The organism is Halomonas alkalisoli (assembly GCF_021412585.1).
GTDB classification, from domain to species: Bacteria; Pseudomonadota; Gammaproteobacteria; order Pseudomonadales; family Halomonadaceae; genus Halomonas; species Halomonas alkalisoli.
Genome location: NZ_JAKCMI010000011.1, coordinates 1 through 16,173, shown reverse-complemented (window position 1 = coordinate 16,173; position 16,173 = coordinate 1). Strand labels below are relative to the sequence as shown.

Annotated in this window: 11 protein-coding genes; 5 read left to right on the top strand and 6 right to left on the bottom strand. The window is 62.0% G+C overall.

The features are described 5' to 3' along the window. Positions 1-2 precede the first annotated feature (2 nt). The 4 genes from pheA to LY622_RS01965 form a co-directional block, all read right to left on the bottom strand. Complete coding sequence (gene pheA / locus LY622_RS01980) at positions 3-1,094, bottom strand: prephenate dehydratase (protein WP_234289356.1); 1,092 nt, start codon at positions 1,092-1,094, stop codon at positions 3-5. 4 nt (positions 1,095-1,098) lie between these two features. Then, positions 1,099-2,217, bottom strand: a complete 1,119-nt coding sequence (gene serC / locus LY622_RS01975; protein WP_234289355.1) for a 3-phosphoserine/phosphohydroxythreonine transaminase — start codon at positions 2,215-2,217, stop codon at positions 1,099-1,101. Positions 2,218-2,404: 187 nt separating this feature from the next. Next, positions 2,405-5,119: a DNA gyrase subunit A gene (gene gyrA / locus LY622_RS01970; RefSeq protein WP_234289354.1), complete on the bottom strand. Its 2,715-nt coding sequence runs from the start codon at positions 5,117-5,119 to the stop codon at positions 2,405-2,407. Positions 5,120-5,310: 191 nt separating this feature from the next. Next, positions 5,311-5,733 (bottom strand): acyl-CoA thioesterase, encoded by a 423-nt coding sequence (locus LY622_RS01965; protein ID WP_234289353.1) that lies wholly within the window; start codon positions 5,731-5,733, stop codon positions 5,311-5,313. Positions 5,734-5,929: 196 nt separating this feature from the next. On the opposite strand from LY622_RS01965, the gene LY622_RS01960 reads away from it, so the two are divergent. The 5 genes from LY622_RS01960 (at position 5,930) to LY622_RS01940 (ending at position 12,107) form a co-directional block, all read left to right on the top strand. Continuing rightward, a complete protein-coding gene (locus LY622_RS01960; RefSeq protein ID WP_234289352.1) occupies positions 5,930-6,862 on the top strand; it encodes a recombination-associated protein RdgC in 933 nt (310 codons plus the stop codon). 26 nt (positions 6,863-6,888) lie between these two features. Next, positions 6,889-8,073, top strand: coding sequence for a 1-acyl-sn-glycerol-3-phosphate acyltransferase (locus tag LY622_RS01955; RefSeq protein WP_234289368.1), 1,185 nt, complete (start codon positions 6,889-6,891; stop codon positions 8,071-8,073). Beyond that, entirely contained in the window at positions 8,067-9,236 is a 1,170-nt protein-coding gene (locus LY622_RS01950; protein WP_439649571.1) for a cation diffusion facilitator family transporter, read from the top strand. The genes LY622_RS01955 and LY622_RS01950 overlap by 7 nt, the downstream gene beginning before the upstream one ends. A gap of 176 nt (positions 9,237-9,412) precedes the next feature. After that, positions 9,413-10,123 carry a transglutaminase-like cysteine peptidase gene (locus tag LY622_RS01945; protein WP_234289350.1) on the top strand — a complete coding sequence of 237 codons (711 nt, stop codon included), beginning with the start codon at positions 9,413-9,415 and terminating at the stop codon, positions 10,121-10,123. Between the two features lie 61 nt (positions 10,124-10,184). Then, on the top strand, positions 10,185-12,107 hold the full coding sequence (locus LY622_RS01940; RefSeq protein ID WP_234289349.1) for an EAL domain-containing protein: 1,923 nt from the start codon (positions 10,185-10,187) through the stop codon (positions 12,105-12,107). Positions 12,108-12,628: 521 nt separating this feature from the next. Here the strand turns inward: LY622_RS01940 and LY622_RS01935 are convergent. Both LY622_RS01935 and LY622_RS01930 read right to left on the bottom strand, forming a co-directional pair. Beyond that, positions 12,629-12,964, bottom strand: a complete 336-nt coding sequence (locus LY622_RS01935; protein ID WP_234289348.1) for a tryptophan synthase subunit beta like protein — start codon at positions 12,962-12,964, stop codon at positions 12,629-12,631. A gap of 86 nt (positions 12,965-13,050) precedes the next feature. Further along, positions 13,051-16,173: type I secretion C-terminal target domain-containing protein (locus LY622_RS01930; protein ID WP_234289347.1), on the bottom strand; the 3,123-nt coding region annotated here is incomplete at its 5' end.

The following is a 16,173-nucleotide window of genomic DNA, read 5'->3' as shown; positions in this document are numbered from 1 at the left end:
GCCTAGAGCACACCTATCGGATAGGAGCCCAGCACCTTGAGTTCGGCGGCACGCAGGCGTACCTCCTCAAGCACCGCGGCGACCCGGGGCTCGTCGGAGTGGCCCTTGAAGTCGATGAAGAACACATAGTTCCACACCCCGGTACGCGACGGGCGCGTCTCGAGACGGGTCAAGTCGATCTGATGCCGATGGAAGGGCTCGAGCAGCTCATGCAGCGCACCCGGCTGATTGCGCATGGCCACCACGATGGAGGTCTTGTCTTCACCGGAAATCGGCACGTCATGGCTGCCGATGATCAGGAAGCGCGTCGAGTTGTCCGGGCGGTCCTCGATCTTCTCGGCGATCTTCTCCAGCCCGTAGAGCTTGGCCGCCATGTCGCCGGCGATGGCCGCGCTGTGCCACTCCCCCTTGATCATCCTGGCGGCCTCGGCGTTGGACGACACCGGCACCCGCTCGGCGCGGGGATAGTGGGCATCGAGCCACTTGCGACACTGGGCGAAGGATTGCGGATGCGAGTAGATCCGCGACACCTTGTCCTTCAGGGTTGCCTCGGAGACCAGCAGGTGGTGGTGGATACGCAGCACCACTTCACCGCAGATGCGAATCGAGGAGTCCATGAAGGAGTCCAGGGTATGACTGATCACCCCTTCGGTGGAGTTTTCCACCGGCACCACGCCGTAGTTCACGGCGCCGGCCTCGACCTCGCGGAAGACTTCATCGATGGCGGCCATGGGCAGGCTGACGGCACTGGCTCCGAAGTGCTTGAGCGCCGCCTGCTGGGTGAAGGTTCCCTCGGGCCCCAGGTAGGCGACCTTGATCGGCTGCTCCAGCGCCAGGCAGGCCGACATGATCTCGCGGAACAGCCGGGCCATCTCCTCGCTGTCCAGCGGGCCGCTGTTCAGCTCCATGATGCGACGCAGCACCTGGGCCTCGCGCTCCGGCCGATAGAAGACGGAGTCGGGATCGCTCTTGGTCTTCACCTCGGCGACCTGCTTGGCGCAGCTCGCCCTGTCGCTGATCAGCCGCAGGATATCGTTGTCCAGCTCATCGATACGCTGGCGCAGCGCATCCAGGTTGGTGGGGGTATCGCTCATCGTGTCATCCCCTTCGCTTCTCGAAGTCGGCCATGAAATCGATCAGGGCGTCGACCGCCGCTTCCGGCACGGCATTGTAAAGGCTGGCCCGCATGCCGCCGACGCTACGGTGCCCCTTGAGATTGAGCAAGCCGGCCTGCTCGGCTTCGTCGAGGAACGGCTTGTCGAGGCGATCGTCGGCCAGCACGAACGGCACGTTCATCCGCGAGCGGTTCGGCAAGGCAATCGGGTTGGAATAGAGCTCGCTGTCGTCGATGGCGGCATAGAGCCTGGCAGCCTTGCGCGCATTGACGGCGTCCATGGCCGCAAGGCCACCGATGTCGTGCTTCAGCCACTGGAACACCAGGCCCGCCAGGTACCAGGCGAAGGTGGGCGGCGTATTGACCATCGAACCGGCCTCGGCCATGGCGCGGTAGTCGAACAGGCTCGGAATCCGCTCGCAGCGGCGCTCGAGCAGGTCGTCGCGCACGATGACCAGGGTGAGGCCGGCCGGCCCGATGTTCTTCTGGGCACCGGCGTAGATCACGCCGAAGCGCGACACGTCCAGAGGGCCGGAAAGAATGCTCGAGGAAAGGTCGCAGACCAGCGGCACCTCGACACCGTCGGCGCGGCGCAACCCGCCCTGTGCGGTGCCCGGGATATAGTCGAATTCCAGGCCGCCAATGGTCTCGTTGGCGGTGTAGTGCAGGTAGGCGGCATCACTAGATAGCACGATGTCCGCCTGGGCGGGCACCTGGGTGTGGTTGCTGCCTTCGCTGGAGCCCGACAGCTGGACCGGAAAGCCCAGCTGTTTCGCCTCGGCCAGGGCCTTCTTGCCCCAGATTCCGGTATAGAGGAAGTTGGCGCTGCCGCCCTGCCCCAGCAGGTTCATCGGCACCATGGAGAACTGCAGGCTGGCGCCCCCTTGCAGGAACAGCACGCGGTAGTTGTCGGGTATCGCGAGCAGCTCGCGCAGGTCGGCCTCGGCCTGCTCGGCGATGGCGACAAACTCGGGGGAACGGTGACTCATCTCCATCACCGAGAGCCCGCGTCCCTGATAGTCCAGCAGCTCCTCGCGAGCCCGCTCCAGCACCGGGGCAGGCAGCGCAGCCGGGCCGGCACAGAAATTATAGTGGCGTGTCATCAGCGTGGTGGTTCCGTTTCAGCTCAAGCTTCATTTACTGGACCGGCACGCGACGAGCTGATCCGTCGACAAGCCTACGCGAGGGCGCTGTGAACCCTTCCCTGGGCGCTACTTTTGCCATCCATGGCAAAAGACCCTCGCTTCGACTTGTCCCCGGCGCTCATCGCTCGGCATGGTGCAGCAAACCTTATTCGTCGTTCTGGGGCTCGCTTTCGGCGTCGTTCTCGCTTGCGTCCGGCCCATCAAGCGGCTCACTCTCCCCGTCGATGACTTCGCTCTCGACCTCCTCGGGCTCGTCGATGCGTACGGTCTTGACCAGCTTCTCGTTCTCGCCGAGACGGATCAGCATCACGCCCTGGGTATTGCGCGACGTGATCGAGACCTCATCGACCCGGGTACGCACCAGGGTGCCCTTGTCGGTGATCAGCATCATCTCGTCGGCCGAGTAGACCTGCATGGCGGCAACCAGCGAACCGTTGCGTTCGCTGGTCTGCATGGCGATCACACCCTGGCCGCCACGACCGCGCAGCGGGAACTCCTCGAGGCGGGTACGCTTGCCGTAGCCGTTCTCGCTGGCGGTGAGGATGTAGATCTGCCCGCCGTTGCCGTTGAGGGCTTCGAGCTCGACGCCCTCTTCGGCTTCGGTTTCGATATCCGCTTCGGCATCGATCTGCTGGCTCTGGGGAATGATCAGGCTGATCACCTCGGCACCGCCGAGCAGGCGCATGCCGCGCACGCCGCGGGCCGTACGGCCCATGGCGCGCACGTTGCCTTCCTCGAAGCGAATCGCCTTGCCGTTGGACGACAGCAGCATGGCGTGGTCGGAGCCGCTGGTGATAGCAGCGCCGACCAGGCGATCGCCCTCTTCCAGGTCGATGGCGATCAGGCCGACGCTGCGCGGCCGGGAGAACTGGTCGAGGCTGGTACGCTTGACGGTGCCCTTGGCGGTGGCGAAGAAGATGTAGCTGTCAGCCCGGTAGTCGCGCACCGGCAGGATCGCATTGATCGCTTCGCCTTCGTCCAGCGGCAGCATGTTGACCAGCGGCTTGCCGCGGGAACCACGGCTGGCGTTGGGCATCTCGTAGACCTTGAGCCAGTACACCTTGCCCTTGTTCGAGAACAGCAGCACGGTATCGTGGGTCGAGGCCACCAGCAGGTGCTCGATGACATCCTCGTCTTTCATGGAAGTCGCCGACTTGCCGCGGCCACCGCGGCGCTGGGCCTGATAGTCGGAGAGCGGCTGGGTCTTGGCGTAGCCGGTACGCGACACCGTGACCACCATGTCCTCCTCGGCGATCAGGTCCTCGATGGAAAGGTCGAGATGGCTGGCCTGGATCTCGGTACGCCGCGGGTCGCCGAACTGGTCGCGCACGGCGGCCAGCTCCTCGCGAATCACTTCGAGCAGGCGCTCGCTGGAAGCGAGAATGGCGGTCAGCTCGGCGATCCGCTCGAGGATGCCGAGGTACTCGTCGAGCAGCTTCTCGGTCTCGAGCCCGGTGAGGCGGTGCAGGCGCAATTCGAGTATCGCCTGGGCCTGGGCCGGCGAGAGGCGGTATTCGGTGCCGGTGGTATTGAGGCCGAAGCCCTCTTCCAGTTCCTCCGGCTTGCATGACGTGGCACCGGCACGCTCCAGCATGTCGGTGACCTGCCCCGGCTGCCAGACCTTCTCCAGCAGCTTTTCCTTGGCCTCGGCGGCGCTCGGCGAGGCCTTGATCAGTTCGATCACCTCGTCGATGTTGGAGATGGCCACGGCCAGGCCCTCGAGGAGATGACCGCGCTCGCGGGCCTTCTTCAACTCGAACAGGGTACGGCGGGTGACCACTTCGCGACGGTGGCGAATGAAGGCCTCGAGGATCTCCTTGAGATTCAGGATCTTCGGCTGGCCATCCTCGATGGCGACCATATTGATGCCGAAGACGTTCTGCAGCTGGGTCTGGGCGAAGAGGTTGTTGACCACCACCTCGCCGGACTCACCGCGCTTGACCTCGATCACCACCCGCAGGCCGTCCTTGTCGGACTCGTCGCGCAGCTCGGCGATGCCTTCTATCTTCTTCTCTTTCACCAGCTCGGCGATCTTCTCGATCAGCCGCGCCTTGTTCACCTGATACGGCAGCTCGGTGACGATGATATGGTCGCGACCGCTCTTGTCGTCATGCTCGATGGTGTGGCAGGCGCGCACATAGATGCGCCCACGACCGGTGCGGTAGGCCTCGAGGATGCCGGCCTTGCCGTTGATGATGGCCCCGGTGGGGAAGTCGGGCCCCGGGATGTACTCCATCAGGTCATCGACGGAGAGCGTGTAATCGTCGATCAACGCCAGGCAGCCGCTGATGATCTCCACCATGTTGTGGGGAGGGATATTGGTCGCCATGCCCACGGCGATGCCCGAGGAGCCGTTGATCAGCAGGTTGGGCACCTTGGTGGGCAGCACATCGGGGATGCGCTCGGTACCGTCGTAGTTGTCGACCCAGTCGACGGTATCCTTCTCCAGGTCGGCCAGCAGCTCATGGGCGAGCCGGGCCATGCGCACCTCGGTGTAACGCATGGCAGCGGCGTTGTCGCCATCGATGGAGCCGAAGTTGCCCTGGCCATCCACCAGTACATGCCGCATGGAGAAGTGCTGGGCCATGCGCACGATGGTGTCATAGACCGCGCTGTCACCGTGGGGGTGGTACTTACCGATGACATCACCGACCACGCGGGCGGACTTTTTGTATGGTTTGTTCCAGTCGTTGCTGAGCTCGTGCATGGCGAACAGCACGCGCCGGTGCACCGGCTTGAGGCCATCGCGCACGTCGGGAAGTGCGCGGCCGATGATCACGCTCATCGCGTAATCGAGGTACGACTGCTTGAGTTCGTCCTCGATGTTGACTGGCAGAATTTCTCTGGCGATGTCACCCATGGGTCGTCGAATCCTTTGCACTGCAGCAGGTTGGCGCGTCCTTGTGCAAGAGCATGGCGCGCCATTACAGCCTTACATCATACCATCGCGGACAGCGCAAAGGCAGCGGGTGGCTGCCACGGATGAACCGGATTCTTTACCGGCCTCGTGCCTGATTCGGGACGCGGGCCCTCTCGCACGCCGCGCCGCGCTCAATCCTCGAGGACCAGGGGGGCCAGAAGATCATGCAGTTCGCCCTCGATGGCAAGGGGCCGGTTCGCCTTCACATCGAGCAGCACGAAGGTGAGACTGGCATCGACCACCAGCTTGTCATCGCGCAGCCGGCGAATCTCCTGATGCATGCGTGCGCTTCGGCTGCCGAGCTCCGCCAACCTCGTGCGCACCTCCAGATCATCCCCCGCCACCGCTGCCAGGCGGTAGTTGATGTTGAGGTTGACGGCCACCAGCGCAGGGTTGCCGCTGGCGAACGGCCGAGCAACCTCGGGCCGATCATCGAAGTAGCCCCAGCGCCCCTCTTCGAGGAACTCCAGGTAACGGGCATTATTGACGTGGCCATAGCCATCCAAGTGATAGCCGCGAACGCGCAGGGTGACGCGGGACAGTCGGGAATCCATCGATGGTTCTCCTGAGGGTGGTCCGATATATGAGGTAGTGCGATACAGAAGTGGAAGCGAGCATCGATTCTAGGCCCCGCCACCACTCCAATTCAAACAAGAGTTTGAATTTGTCTTGCCCGCCGCAACCTTCAACACTGGAACCCCCGCCTCCCCTTGGCCATAATATGCGTCCTTTTTGATCAGGTAATGCGCCATGTGGTTCAAGCACTTGCACCTTTACCGCCTGCATGAGTCAGCGACGATCCCGGCAGCCGACCTGGAGACCGCATTGGCCGAACAGGCGGCACGACTGCCCGGTAGCAGCGAGGCTCGCCGCCTGGGCTGGTGCCCGCCTGCGGGTCGTGCCGGCACGGCGCTGCTGCACGAACTGCAGGGGCAGCGGCTGATGACGGTACTGCGACAGGAACGCCTGCTGCCGGCCGGGGTGGTCCGCGAAGAGGTCGAAGAGCGTGGCGCCGACATCGAGGCCCGGGAGGGGCGAAAGCTGCGCCGAAAGGAAAAGCAGGAGCTCAAGGAGCAGGTCTATGAAGAGCTGTTGCCTCGCGCCTTCATTCGCAGCCAGAAGGTCGACCTGTGGTGGGATACGCGGCGCAACCTGATCGCGATCAACAGCAGTTCTCGCACGCGCGCCGAAGAGGTGCTCGACCTGCTGCGCGAGACCCTGGGCAGCCTCAAGGTGACACCACTGGCCACCCAGACCCTGCCGATGCGCGCCATGACGCAGTGGCTTGCCGAAGAAGACTCGCGCCCGGCCAGTATGCAGCTCGGCGATCAGGTTGAACTCAAGGCCAAGGGCGACGACGGGGTGCTGCGTGCGCGCCAGGTCGACCTGGACAGCGACGAGATCCAGCAACTGCTGGCGGCAGGCCGCCAGGCCAGCCGACTGGCCCTGGAGATCGAAGGCCGGCTAAGCTTCGTGTTGCACGACGACCTGACCCTGAAGTCCCTGCGCTTCAGCGATGCACTGATCGACGAGGCCAACGAAACCGAAGACGATGGCGACGCCATCGTGAGACTGGAGGCAGACTTCATGCTGATGACCCAGACTCTCGCCGATGAGATCGAGCAACTGATCGGCTGGCTGGATGGAGAAGCCTCTACTGCGTCGCTGCAGGGCAGCGCATGATCGATCCAGTCAACCAGAAGACGCCGATGACAGACCCGCAGACCGTTACGCCAGCACCGGAACAGGACCCCTGGGCCGACATTCGGCCCTATGAGGACAGCGAGGTCGCCGAGGTGCTGGCCCGGCTGGCCAGCAACCGTGAGCTGCTCGACGCCTTGACGCGTTATCGGCTACCGCGCCTCAACCGGCTGCTGCCCGCGCTGGCCCGCGCCATCGCCTCCTACGCCATTCGCCGGGAGACCCGCGGCGTTGCCAGCGTTCACGATTTTCAGATGCGCGTGGCCTATTACATGGAGCGGATGATCCGCACCTCCACCGACGATTTTCGGGTCGAGGGCCTGGAGCACCTGGCACCGGATACGGCCTACCTGTTCATCGGCAACCACCGCGACATCTCGCTCGACCCGGCGTTCGTCAACTACGGCCTTCATCGCGCCGGCCGTGACACGGTCCGTATCGCCATTGGCGACAACCTGCTGAAGAAGCCCTACGTGACCGACCTGATGCGGCTCAACAAGAGCTTCATCGTTCCTCGGGCCCTGCGCGGGAAACGCGCCATGCTGGCCGCATTCCAGTCGCTCTCCGCCTATATCCGACACTGCATCACCGAGGACAACCACTCGATCTGGATGGCCCAGCGCGAGGGCCGGGCCAAGGACGGCATCGACCGTACGGACCCCGCCATCATCAAGATGCTGACCATGGCCCGGCGCCAGGAGGATCGCAAGGCCCCCATCGGTGAAGCGATCGCCGAACTGCGCATGGTACCGGTATCGATCAGCTACGAGTACGACCCCTGCGACGTACAGAAGGCCCGGGAGCTGCACGCCATTCATAGCGAAGGCGGCTATGCCAAGAGCGAGTTCGAGGATATCCAATCCATCGTGGCCGGGATCACAGGCCACAAGGGACGGGTACAGCTGCGCTTCGGCGAACCGCTGGGAGCCAGCTTCGATACACCGGAAGCCGTTGCCGCCGAAATCGACCGCCAGGTGGTGGCCGGCTATCAGCTCTTTCCCAGCCACTACCTCGCCCTCGAGGCGCTGGGCGATGCCCCCGAGCTGCTGGACATGAGCGAGGTCAGTGACGTCGACCGGGCACGCTTCCAGGCGCGCCTGAACGACGTACCCGCCGAGCTACGCCCCTGGTGGCTGGCCCAGTACGCCAACCCCGTACGCAACAAGGCGGGACAGCTGGCGGGTGAGTGGTGACGCCCCCACCCCCGGATCACGGCGCCCAGACCAGGGAGGCCCACAAGGCCACCCTGGTCGGCGCCATGGTCGACCTGGTCGTGGGGCTGATGAAGATCATTGCCGGCTGGCTGGTGGGCTCCGCGGCGCTGGTCGCCGACGGCATCCACTCGTTCTCCGACCTGGTGACCGATGGCTTCGTCCTGGCCGCCACGCATTTCGGCCGCCAGGCCCCGGACAGCAACCACCCCTACGGCCACGGCCGCATCGAGACCCTTGCCACCCTCTGGCTCGGCAGCGTGCTGATCTTCGTGGCCGGCGGTATCGCCTGGGCCAGCCTCACTCGCCTGCTGGTCGGCGAGCCGATTTCCGCTCCCGGCATCTGGGCCATCGGCGTTGCCGTCATCGCCCTGCTCGCCAAGGAGTGGATCTTCCGCTACACGATGCGGATCGCCAAGCGCGTCAATTCGCGCCTGCTGGAAGCCAACGCCTGGCACTCCCGCTCGGACGCCCTCTCCACCGTGGTGGTGTTGATCGGCCTGATCGCCGCACAGTTCGGTGCCGGCTGGGTGGACGCCGTGGCCGCCATCGTGGTCGGCATCATGGTCGGCCAGGTGGGCGGTCGCCTGCTGTGGGAATCCAGCCAGGAGCTGATCGACACCGCCCTTCCGGCAGAAGAGCGCAATGCGATGCAGTCGGTGGCCGCAGCGGTGCCCGGCGTTCACGGCGTCCACGACCTGCGCACCCGCTCGCTGGGCAGCCAGGCGATACTCGACCTGCATATCGTCGTCGCACCCAGGCTGACCGTCTCGGAGGCCCACGAGATCGGCAATGCCGTGAGCCGCAGGCTGCGTGACAACTTCTCCAACCTGGCCGATGTCACCTTTCATATCGACCCCGAGGATGACGCGGGCGAGACCGAGCACAGCCTGCGCCCCGGCCTGCCATTGCGCCGCGACGTGGAGGGCGTGCTCGATGAGGTGTGGTCCCGCTGCGAAGTCTGGCAAACCCGCGTCGCCCTCGACCTGCACTATCTCGACAACCAGGTCGATGTCTCGATCTATGTTCGCCAACTACCCGCGAACCAGAGCCTGGATGACGCCGCCAACGAACTGCGCCATGCCTCCCGGGATCTGGCCTGGATCGGCCGGCTCAGGGTATGGCAGGGGCCCGGCAAGGGTTGACCACTCGCTGCCGGCAATTTCTGCCAGCGCTACCTGCCTGCCCTACCTACCAGCCCTATCCATCCTTCCTTCATGCCTCAGCATGACGACTCCCATACGGGTCGTCCTGCTCCTCTCACTCCTCTATACTCAACGAAACGCTGATTTACAATACTAAACATTACCGGCTCACCCAGATGCCCCATCGACTCCCTCGACAACGCTTCAGGCCCAGTCGCCGCCGCTTCCTGGCAGGCCTGGGCTCACTGTTGCTGGCGGTCGGCATGGGGATCAAGCCTGGCCCGCTGGAAGCGCGCATCAACCGCGGCAGGTTGCGCGAGAGCATGCAGCGGCTGTATGGCCAGCAGGGGCTGCGCATCCTGGAGGATTGGTTTGCGCTGCTCGACCGATTGAACGGCGCCCCTCTCGACAACCAGCTGCGGGAGGTCAACGACTTCTTCAATCGCCGGGTGCGCTGGGTGGACGACATCGACAACTGGGGAGCAGAAGACCACTGGGCCACGCCGTTGGAAACCATGGGTCAGGGCCAGGGCGACTGCGAGGACTACTCCATCGCCAAGTACGTCAGCCTGAAGGAGCTTGGCGTGCCCGGCGACCGACTGCGCATGATCTATGTTCGCGCCCGCATCGGCCGCAGCCAGATCGTGCAGGCACACATGGTGCTCGGCTACTACGAACGCCCCAGCGCCGTGCCCTTGGTGCTGGACAACCTGGTGCCATCCATCACGCCGGCCACCCAGCGCACCGACCTGGACCCTGTCTTCAGTTTCAACAGTGAAGGGCTATGGGCCGGCGGCTCCACCCAGTCACGGGCCGACCCGGTAGCGCGGCTGTCACGCTGGCGCAGCGTCATCGAGCGCATGCAGCAGCAGGGGTTCATCTCATGATTCACGAAAGCGGTCGACATGAAAAACAGGGGTACCAGCCCCAGGCGGAGGAATAACCGAGATGTCACTGATCAAGCAGCTCTGGCTGACCATCGTGGTACTGCTGCTGCTGGCGTTCGTCGGCAGCCTGCTCATCGGCGTGACGAGCAGCCGCCACTACATCGAGCAGGAAGTCCGCATCAAGAATACCGACAACGCCAACGCCCTCGCGCTCTCCATGAGCCAGATGGAAAAGGACCCGGTGATCCTGGAGCTGCTGCTGGCCGCCCAGTTCGATACCGGCCACTATCAGCGCATCGAGCTTCGTGACCCGGAAGGCGACATCATCGAGCAGCGTGTTGCCAACGCGCATATCGATGATGTGCCGGGCTGGTTCGTCGAACTGGTTCGTTTCGACATTCCCGCCGGCCAGGCCGTGGTCCAGGATGGCTGGCAGCAGTTCGGCACGCTGGAGCTGGAGAGCCAGCACAGCTTCGCCTATCGTTCGCTGTGGCGAAGCAGCCTCGAGCTGGCCGGCTGGTTTGCCATCGCCGGTGTCATCAGCCTGCTGCTGGCGAGCTGGATCGTTCGCACCATACGCCTCCCCCTGCGGGACGTGGTCTCCCAGGCGCAGGCAATCGGCGAGCGGCGCTTCGCCACGGCCAGGGAGCCGAGAACCCTGGAGCTGCGCGAAGTGGTACAGGCCATGAACCGGCTGTCCGGGGCCGTGCGGCAGATGCTGGGAGAAGAGAGCGACAAGCTCGACCAGTTGCGCAGGCGGATGCAGAACGATGCCGTCACCGCAATACCCGCACGGGCCCCCTTTCTCGATCAGTTGCAGGCTCATCTACACAGCGACAGCGACGATGCCAGCGGCACACTGGCCCTGGTGCGAGTGGCCCGCCTGGCCGAGGTCAATCAGCAGATCGGCCACGTGGCGACCGACGAGCTCCTGGCGAAGGTGGCCCGCAGCCTGAAACAGCTCGCTCATCTCTCTGGAGACGGCAAGGTGGGGCGGCTGAACGGCAGCGATTTCGCGATGATCGTGCCGCGTCAGCATGACCTGAAAGCGATCGGCAGCGAACTCAAGGCGTCCCTCGAAGCCCTTTCCGGCGAACATGACATCCCGATTTCGTTGCCGTCGGCGCTATGTGAATATACCCAGGGTGAGAGCCGGGCCGAGCTGCTGGCTAGCCTCGATGGCGCGCTGGCAGCTGCCGAGAGCCAGGAACAGAACGGCCAGGTCATATTGACCGTACCTGCCAGCAACGTGCTCTACACCAGCCATGAAGAGTGGCGCCAGGCACTGAAACTCGCCCTGGATCAGGGGGTCTTCCTGGCTCACTACCCGGTACTCGATCCCAAGGGGCAGCTGATCCACCATGAGGTTCCCTCCCGGCTGCGCCTGAAGGAAGAGTGGCAGCCTGCTGGCATATTCCTGCCCTGGGTGTCGCGCCTGGCCATGTCGGCAGAGCTGGACCTGGCCGTGGTGTCGGCGGCCCTGAAGGACACCGAGACAAGCAGCAAGTCCGTCGGCATCAACCTGTCGGCGCACTCGTTGCGAGACGGTCGATTCGTCAGCGAACTGGTCTCCCGGGTTCGCGCCCGACCGGGCTGTGCTTCCCGGCTGTGGTTCGAACTGCCCGAGTCGGTCGCCATGCAACAACCCAAGGCACTGCAGAACCTGTGCAAGGAATTGCTGCCACTGGGCTGCAGGATGGGGCTGGAGCACGTCAGCACCCAGTTCGGCAAGATCGAAGGCCTCCAGGACCTGGGCCTGACCTTCATGAAGTTCGATGCGTCACTGAGCCAGGATATCGAGAACCAGAGCCAGCAGCAGAGCCTGCTGCGCGGCATGTGCACGCTCGCCCATTCGCTTGGCATCATGGCGATCGCGGAGGGGGTGGAGTCGCGCACCGCCGCCACCGTACTATTCGAGCTGGGCATGGATGGCGTGACCGGCCCGGGCGTTCGCCAGAACCAGGATGGCCAGGACAAGGATTGAGAGGAATAACAGGCGCCCGGAAACGGACAGCCTGAATGACGAACAGCCGGCACCTGTGCCGGCTGTTCTTAAAGTAACCTGATTACTCACCTTGATCAGCCATCGGGCCAATCTTGAGCCAGACTGAAAGAGCTCGGATGGTCAAGACATTATAAATCGTCCTCCCTTAGCGATTTTCTCCACCAACGTTGCCACGCCGCTGTAGGAGTAGCTTCAGCTCACGACTGGAGGCCGCAGGCCTCCCGGCGGTGTTGCCGGTATTCGCGACAACAACCAACCTTTCAGCCTCCGCCGAGGCGCCTATCGGCGCCAGTCGCGATGGGGACTCGGGGCGCCGAACCGAGCGCTCCAACAGCTGCTTTCTCTACCAACGTTGCCACGCCGCTGTAGGAGTAGCTTCAGCTCACGACTGGAGGCGCAAGCCTCCTGGCGGTATTGCCAACGCCAACGATCACCGCCAACGCGGCGGCTTCCACCAGGCGCCTGCGGAGTCTTATGCGTAATCAGGTAAAGTAAAAGCGTTAGATCACGCCGCTGTCGTCATCGCTCTCGGACATCAAGCCGACGCTGTTCAACCGCTTGCGCAGCGACTGGCGCTCCATCAGCTTCTGCTGGGCGGGCTCGGGCAGGTCGGTAAAGCTGATCACGCTCTTGTCCATCAGCACGTTGATCACGTCCTCCAGCACCCGCACGAAGGCAAGGTCCGACTTCGAGAGAGCCAGGTTCTCGCCACCCTCCTCATCGGCCACGAATGCCTGCAGCTCCGGTGAGCATGGCGGCACGAATTCCTTGCACTCGGCGGTCGCCTCGCGGCTGACCTGAACGACCTGACCCGACTCGTCGCGTTTGATGAACATGGCACACTCCTCCTGATTGAGCGAAGCATAACAAAAACCCCGCCTGGGCGAACCAGGCGGGGAGATGGATCTAGCTCAACACCGCGTTAATGGTCGATATTCAGCTGATTGTTGCTCAGCAGTTGCTGAATGAACTCTTCAGAAGTCATGCCACCCATGTCATAGTTCTCCAACACGATCTTCTGATCCGCATTGGCGCCTCCTGCATCGAGGCCTCCATCATGCTTGATATAGAGAGTTGTGTTGTCACCCTCCTCCTCGGCGACGATGAAACTGTTGATATTCTCAACATTTTCCCCTTCCAGGAGATCAGCGAGGTCAAGGACGTTATGACCCTTTCCGAAGTCGGTTACGATATCGACGGCAGCGCTATCTGCGTCGTTGTCGTCAGAGACCCCCTGGTCGCCGAAGTTCCATTTGAAGACGTCATCGCCTAGACCACCGGTCAGGATGTCGTTTCCAGCGCCGCCGATGAGAATGTCGTCGCCTGCACCGCCGATCAGCTCATCATTACCTGAAGTGCCAGCAATGACATCATCCCCTGAGGTGCCCACGATTTGGGTATCAGAAGATGCTGCACCAAGAAGTGTCACACTTAACGTCTGTGACGATGAAGAGTCTCCATCATCGTCAGTGCCATGGATTTTAAACTCGAAGACTGCATCGTCAGGCAGGAGAAGTTCTGCATACTCAACACCTTCGATTTTTCCGCTTCCTTGATTGATTGTAAAAGTAATAGACGTGAAGTTCTGTGTTGGATTTATAGTGACCCAGCCATCCTGACTTATGGCACTAGTTGTTCCTGTCTCGCCGGTATCACTAGCCCAACTCATCACAAAATCTGTCGAGCCTTGGTGCTTAATAAACAAACCAACACTGTCAACAGCTGTATCATCGGCGAAACTGATGTTGAACTGCTCTCCTGCATCAACATTGCCTTCTCCCACGCCGAAACCAGCACTTGTGGGCTTAATCTGTTCCTTATTGCCTATAACCCCATTTCCGTCGGTATCAACGGCGCTTATTGTGACGTCTCCGATCACCAGTTGGTCGACCGACTTTCCTCCCGATACGCCGCTAAAATCCACTGGTTGCAGTATAGACAGTCGCGCCTCGTGCAAAGTGAAGTCATAGGTACCATCGGCCTTAACAGTGAGAGTAAAGAAGTCCTCACCATCAACTTTTGCCAATTTTGTTACCGAGCCATCGCCATTTACGGTAGTGGTGTAACTCACTTCTCCATTGAACGCATCATTGACCGGATCGGTGACGAAAATTGCCCCCAGCCCATCAGCACCAAATGAAAGATCATGGAAGCCAGTTACCGCCGTGCCACTCTCGTTGGCTATGATCGCGTTCATTATGTTTTCGAAGGTCGGGGCGTCGTCGACGATGGTCACATTGAGCGAGTCGTCGGCGGTGCGGCTGAAGCTATCCGTCACGGTGACGCTGATTGCGTCCTTCGGCAGGGGATCACGACCCTCATCCGGGTGGTCGATCGCCGTGGTCAGGGTGTAGCTGTAGTCAACAGCGTAGGTGCCATCTTCATTATCGGTGAAGCCGGTAATCGACAGCACACCTTTGGTCGTTGTGACGCTCAGCGGCGCGGACTCACTCACCGCGTTGAGTTGATCGATAGTGAACGACTCGCTAAAGCCATCACCCGCAAAGGTCAAGCTGGCCACACCCGCCGAGGCTTTGATGGTGAAACCACCCTGCGCTGACTTGTCTGCGTCATCCGGTGCGTCGTCATCGACCTTGCCGGTACCATTCTCAAGGAACGCCTCATAGACCGTGGCATTGGTGCCATCAAGGCCGAGGATCTCGGGCGGTTCAGTAGGCTCAGCGTACTCCGGCACGGGAGTAGAGCTATCCGGATTGATTACAACCTTAACCGGCTCGCTGACATTCCCCACCTCATCCGTAACTGTGTACTGGAAGCTGGCAGGATTAAGTTCCGTGTAAGTGATTTCCGAAAGAAAGTAATCGCTGCTATCCGAGTCGGACATCCCGCTTCCACCTTCAACCAGATCCGTGGCTGTAAAGCGGAGCTGGTCGAATACGATCCCCTCAGGCAATGAAAAAGTTCCAACTCCCCCACTGCCGCTTACCAACAAATCACCTCCATCAGCGACTTTGCTGAAGCTCCACTTGCCAACTGATACTCCGTTGAGAAACGCCTCAACCTTTCCTACTTCCTTTTCATCACCAGCAATCAAGTTAGAAACCGAGATTGTGGCATTCGTTGCGGGGCCATTAAAGTCCACAACAATCATCTCAGAGTTATCGCCGCGGTGAGCCAGCTGCGTAGGTACTTCCTTCTGCACAGTCTTATCACCCAACACCCCCATGCCACCGCTCTGGAATGTCAGTTCACCTTCGCTGCCATCGAAGTTGTAGGCATAAACAGTTGCGTTGTCACCAGATCCGTCGCCGTTGCGGAAATTCAGCGTATAGCTTTCACCGGCACCCCCTGCACTAGTAGCATCGGCCGCCCAGTAGAGCGTTGACTCGGAGGTGAACTCCGTACCAACGTCTGCCACCTCATAGCCACTACCGTTTACGTTTATATACAGAGTGCCGTAGCTTGGGAGTGAATGAAGAGTGAATACCAAGTTCTCTTCGGTAGTTTCATTGTCCTTACCACCGAGAGACGGGTCATCTTCATGGACCGTGGGGATGGTTTCCCCTTTTTCATCCTCATCAACGCCACCGCCGACGGTGAAGGTACGGAACAGCAGCGGGATGGTTTCGACGCCTTCCGGTGTCTCATCACTGTCGGTAAAGATTTCCGCAGTGCTCAAGACGGGATCAGCGATGGGAGTGGATGTGTCGATCACGCCGTTGTCACTGTCAGTATCGCTGTTGCCCGCCGGATCGGTGACCGTGGCGGTGACGCTGACCGCGGTGTCGCTGTTTTCCAGGTCGGTGATGGTGACCACCAGGCCGTCATCCAGCATCGCCTGGGTCACCGGGCCGTTGAACAGCTCGTTGTCCTTGCCGTCGACCACCACCAGGGTGTCACCCACCTGGGTGCCGGCACCCAGGGTGACCGTGGCGTTGATGCCGTCTTCGATCTCCTCGGCGCTGTAGATGCCACCCGAGGCGTCTTCCAGGGCCACGCTGACCGTCGGCACCTCGGCATCAATCACGCCGTTGTCACTGTCAGTATCGCTGTTGCCCGCCGGATCGGTGACCGTGGCGGTGAC

Coding starts and splice junctions, on each gene's coding strand:
- pheA (WP_234289356.1), bottom strand. CDS start 1,094: ATGAGCGATACCCCCACCAACCTGGATGCGCTGCGCCAGCGTATCGAT.
- serC (WP_234289355.1), bottom strand. CDS start 2,217: ATGACACGCCACTATAATTTCTGTGCCGGCCCGGCTGCGCTGCCTGCC.
- gyrA (WP_234289354.1), bottom strand. CDS start 5,119: ATGGGTGACATCGCCAGAGAAATTCTGCCAGTCAACATCGAGGACGAA.
- LY622_RS01965 (WP_234289353.1), bottom strand. CDS start 5,733: ATGGATTCCCGACTGTCCCGCGTCACCCTGCGCGTTCGCGGCTATCAC.
- LY622_RS01960 (WP_234289352.1), top strand. CDS start 5,930: ATGTGGTTCAAGCACTTGCACCTTTACCGCCTGCATGAGTCAGCGACG.
- LY622_RS01955 (WP_234289368.1), top strand. CDS start 6,889: ATGACAGACCCGCAGACCGTTACGCCAGCACCGGAACAGGACCCCTGG.
- LY622_RS01945 (WP_234289350.1), top strand. CDS start 9,413: ATGCCCCATCGACTCCCTCGACAACGCTTCAGGCCCAGTCGCCGCCGC.
- LY622_RS01940 (WP_234289349.1), top strand. CDS start 10,185: ATGTCACTGATCAAGCAGCTCTGGCTGACCATCGTGGTACTGCTGCTG.
- LY622_RS01935 (WP_234289348.1), bottom strand. CDS start 12,964: ATGTTCATCAAACGCGACGAGTCGGGTCAGGTCGTTCAGGTCAGCCGC.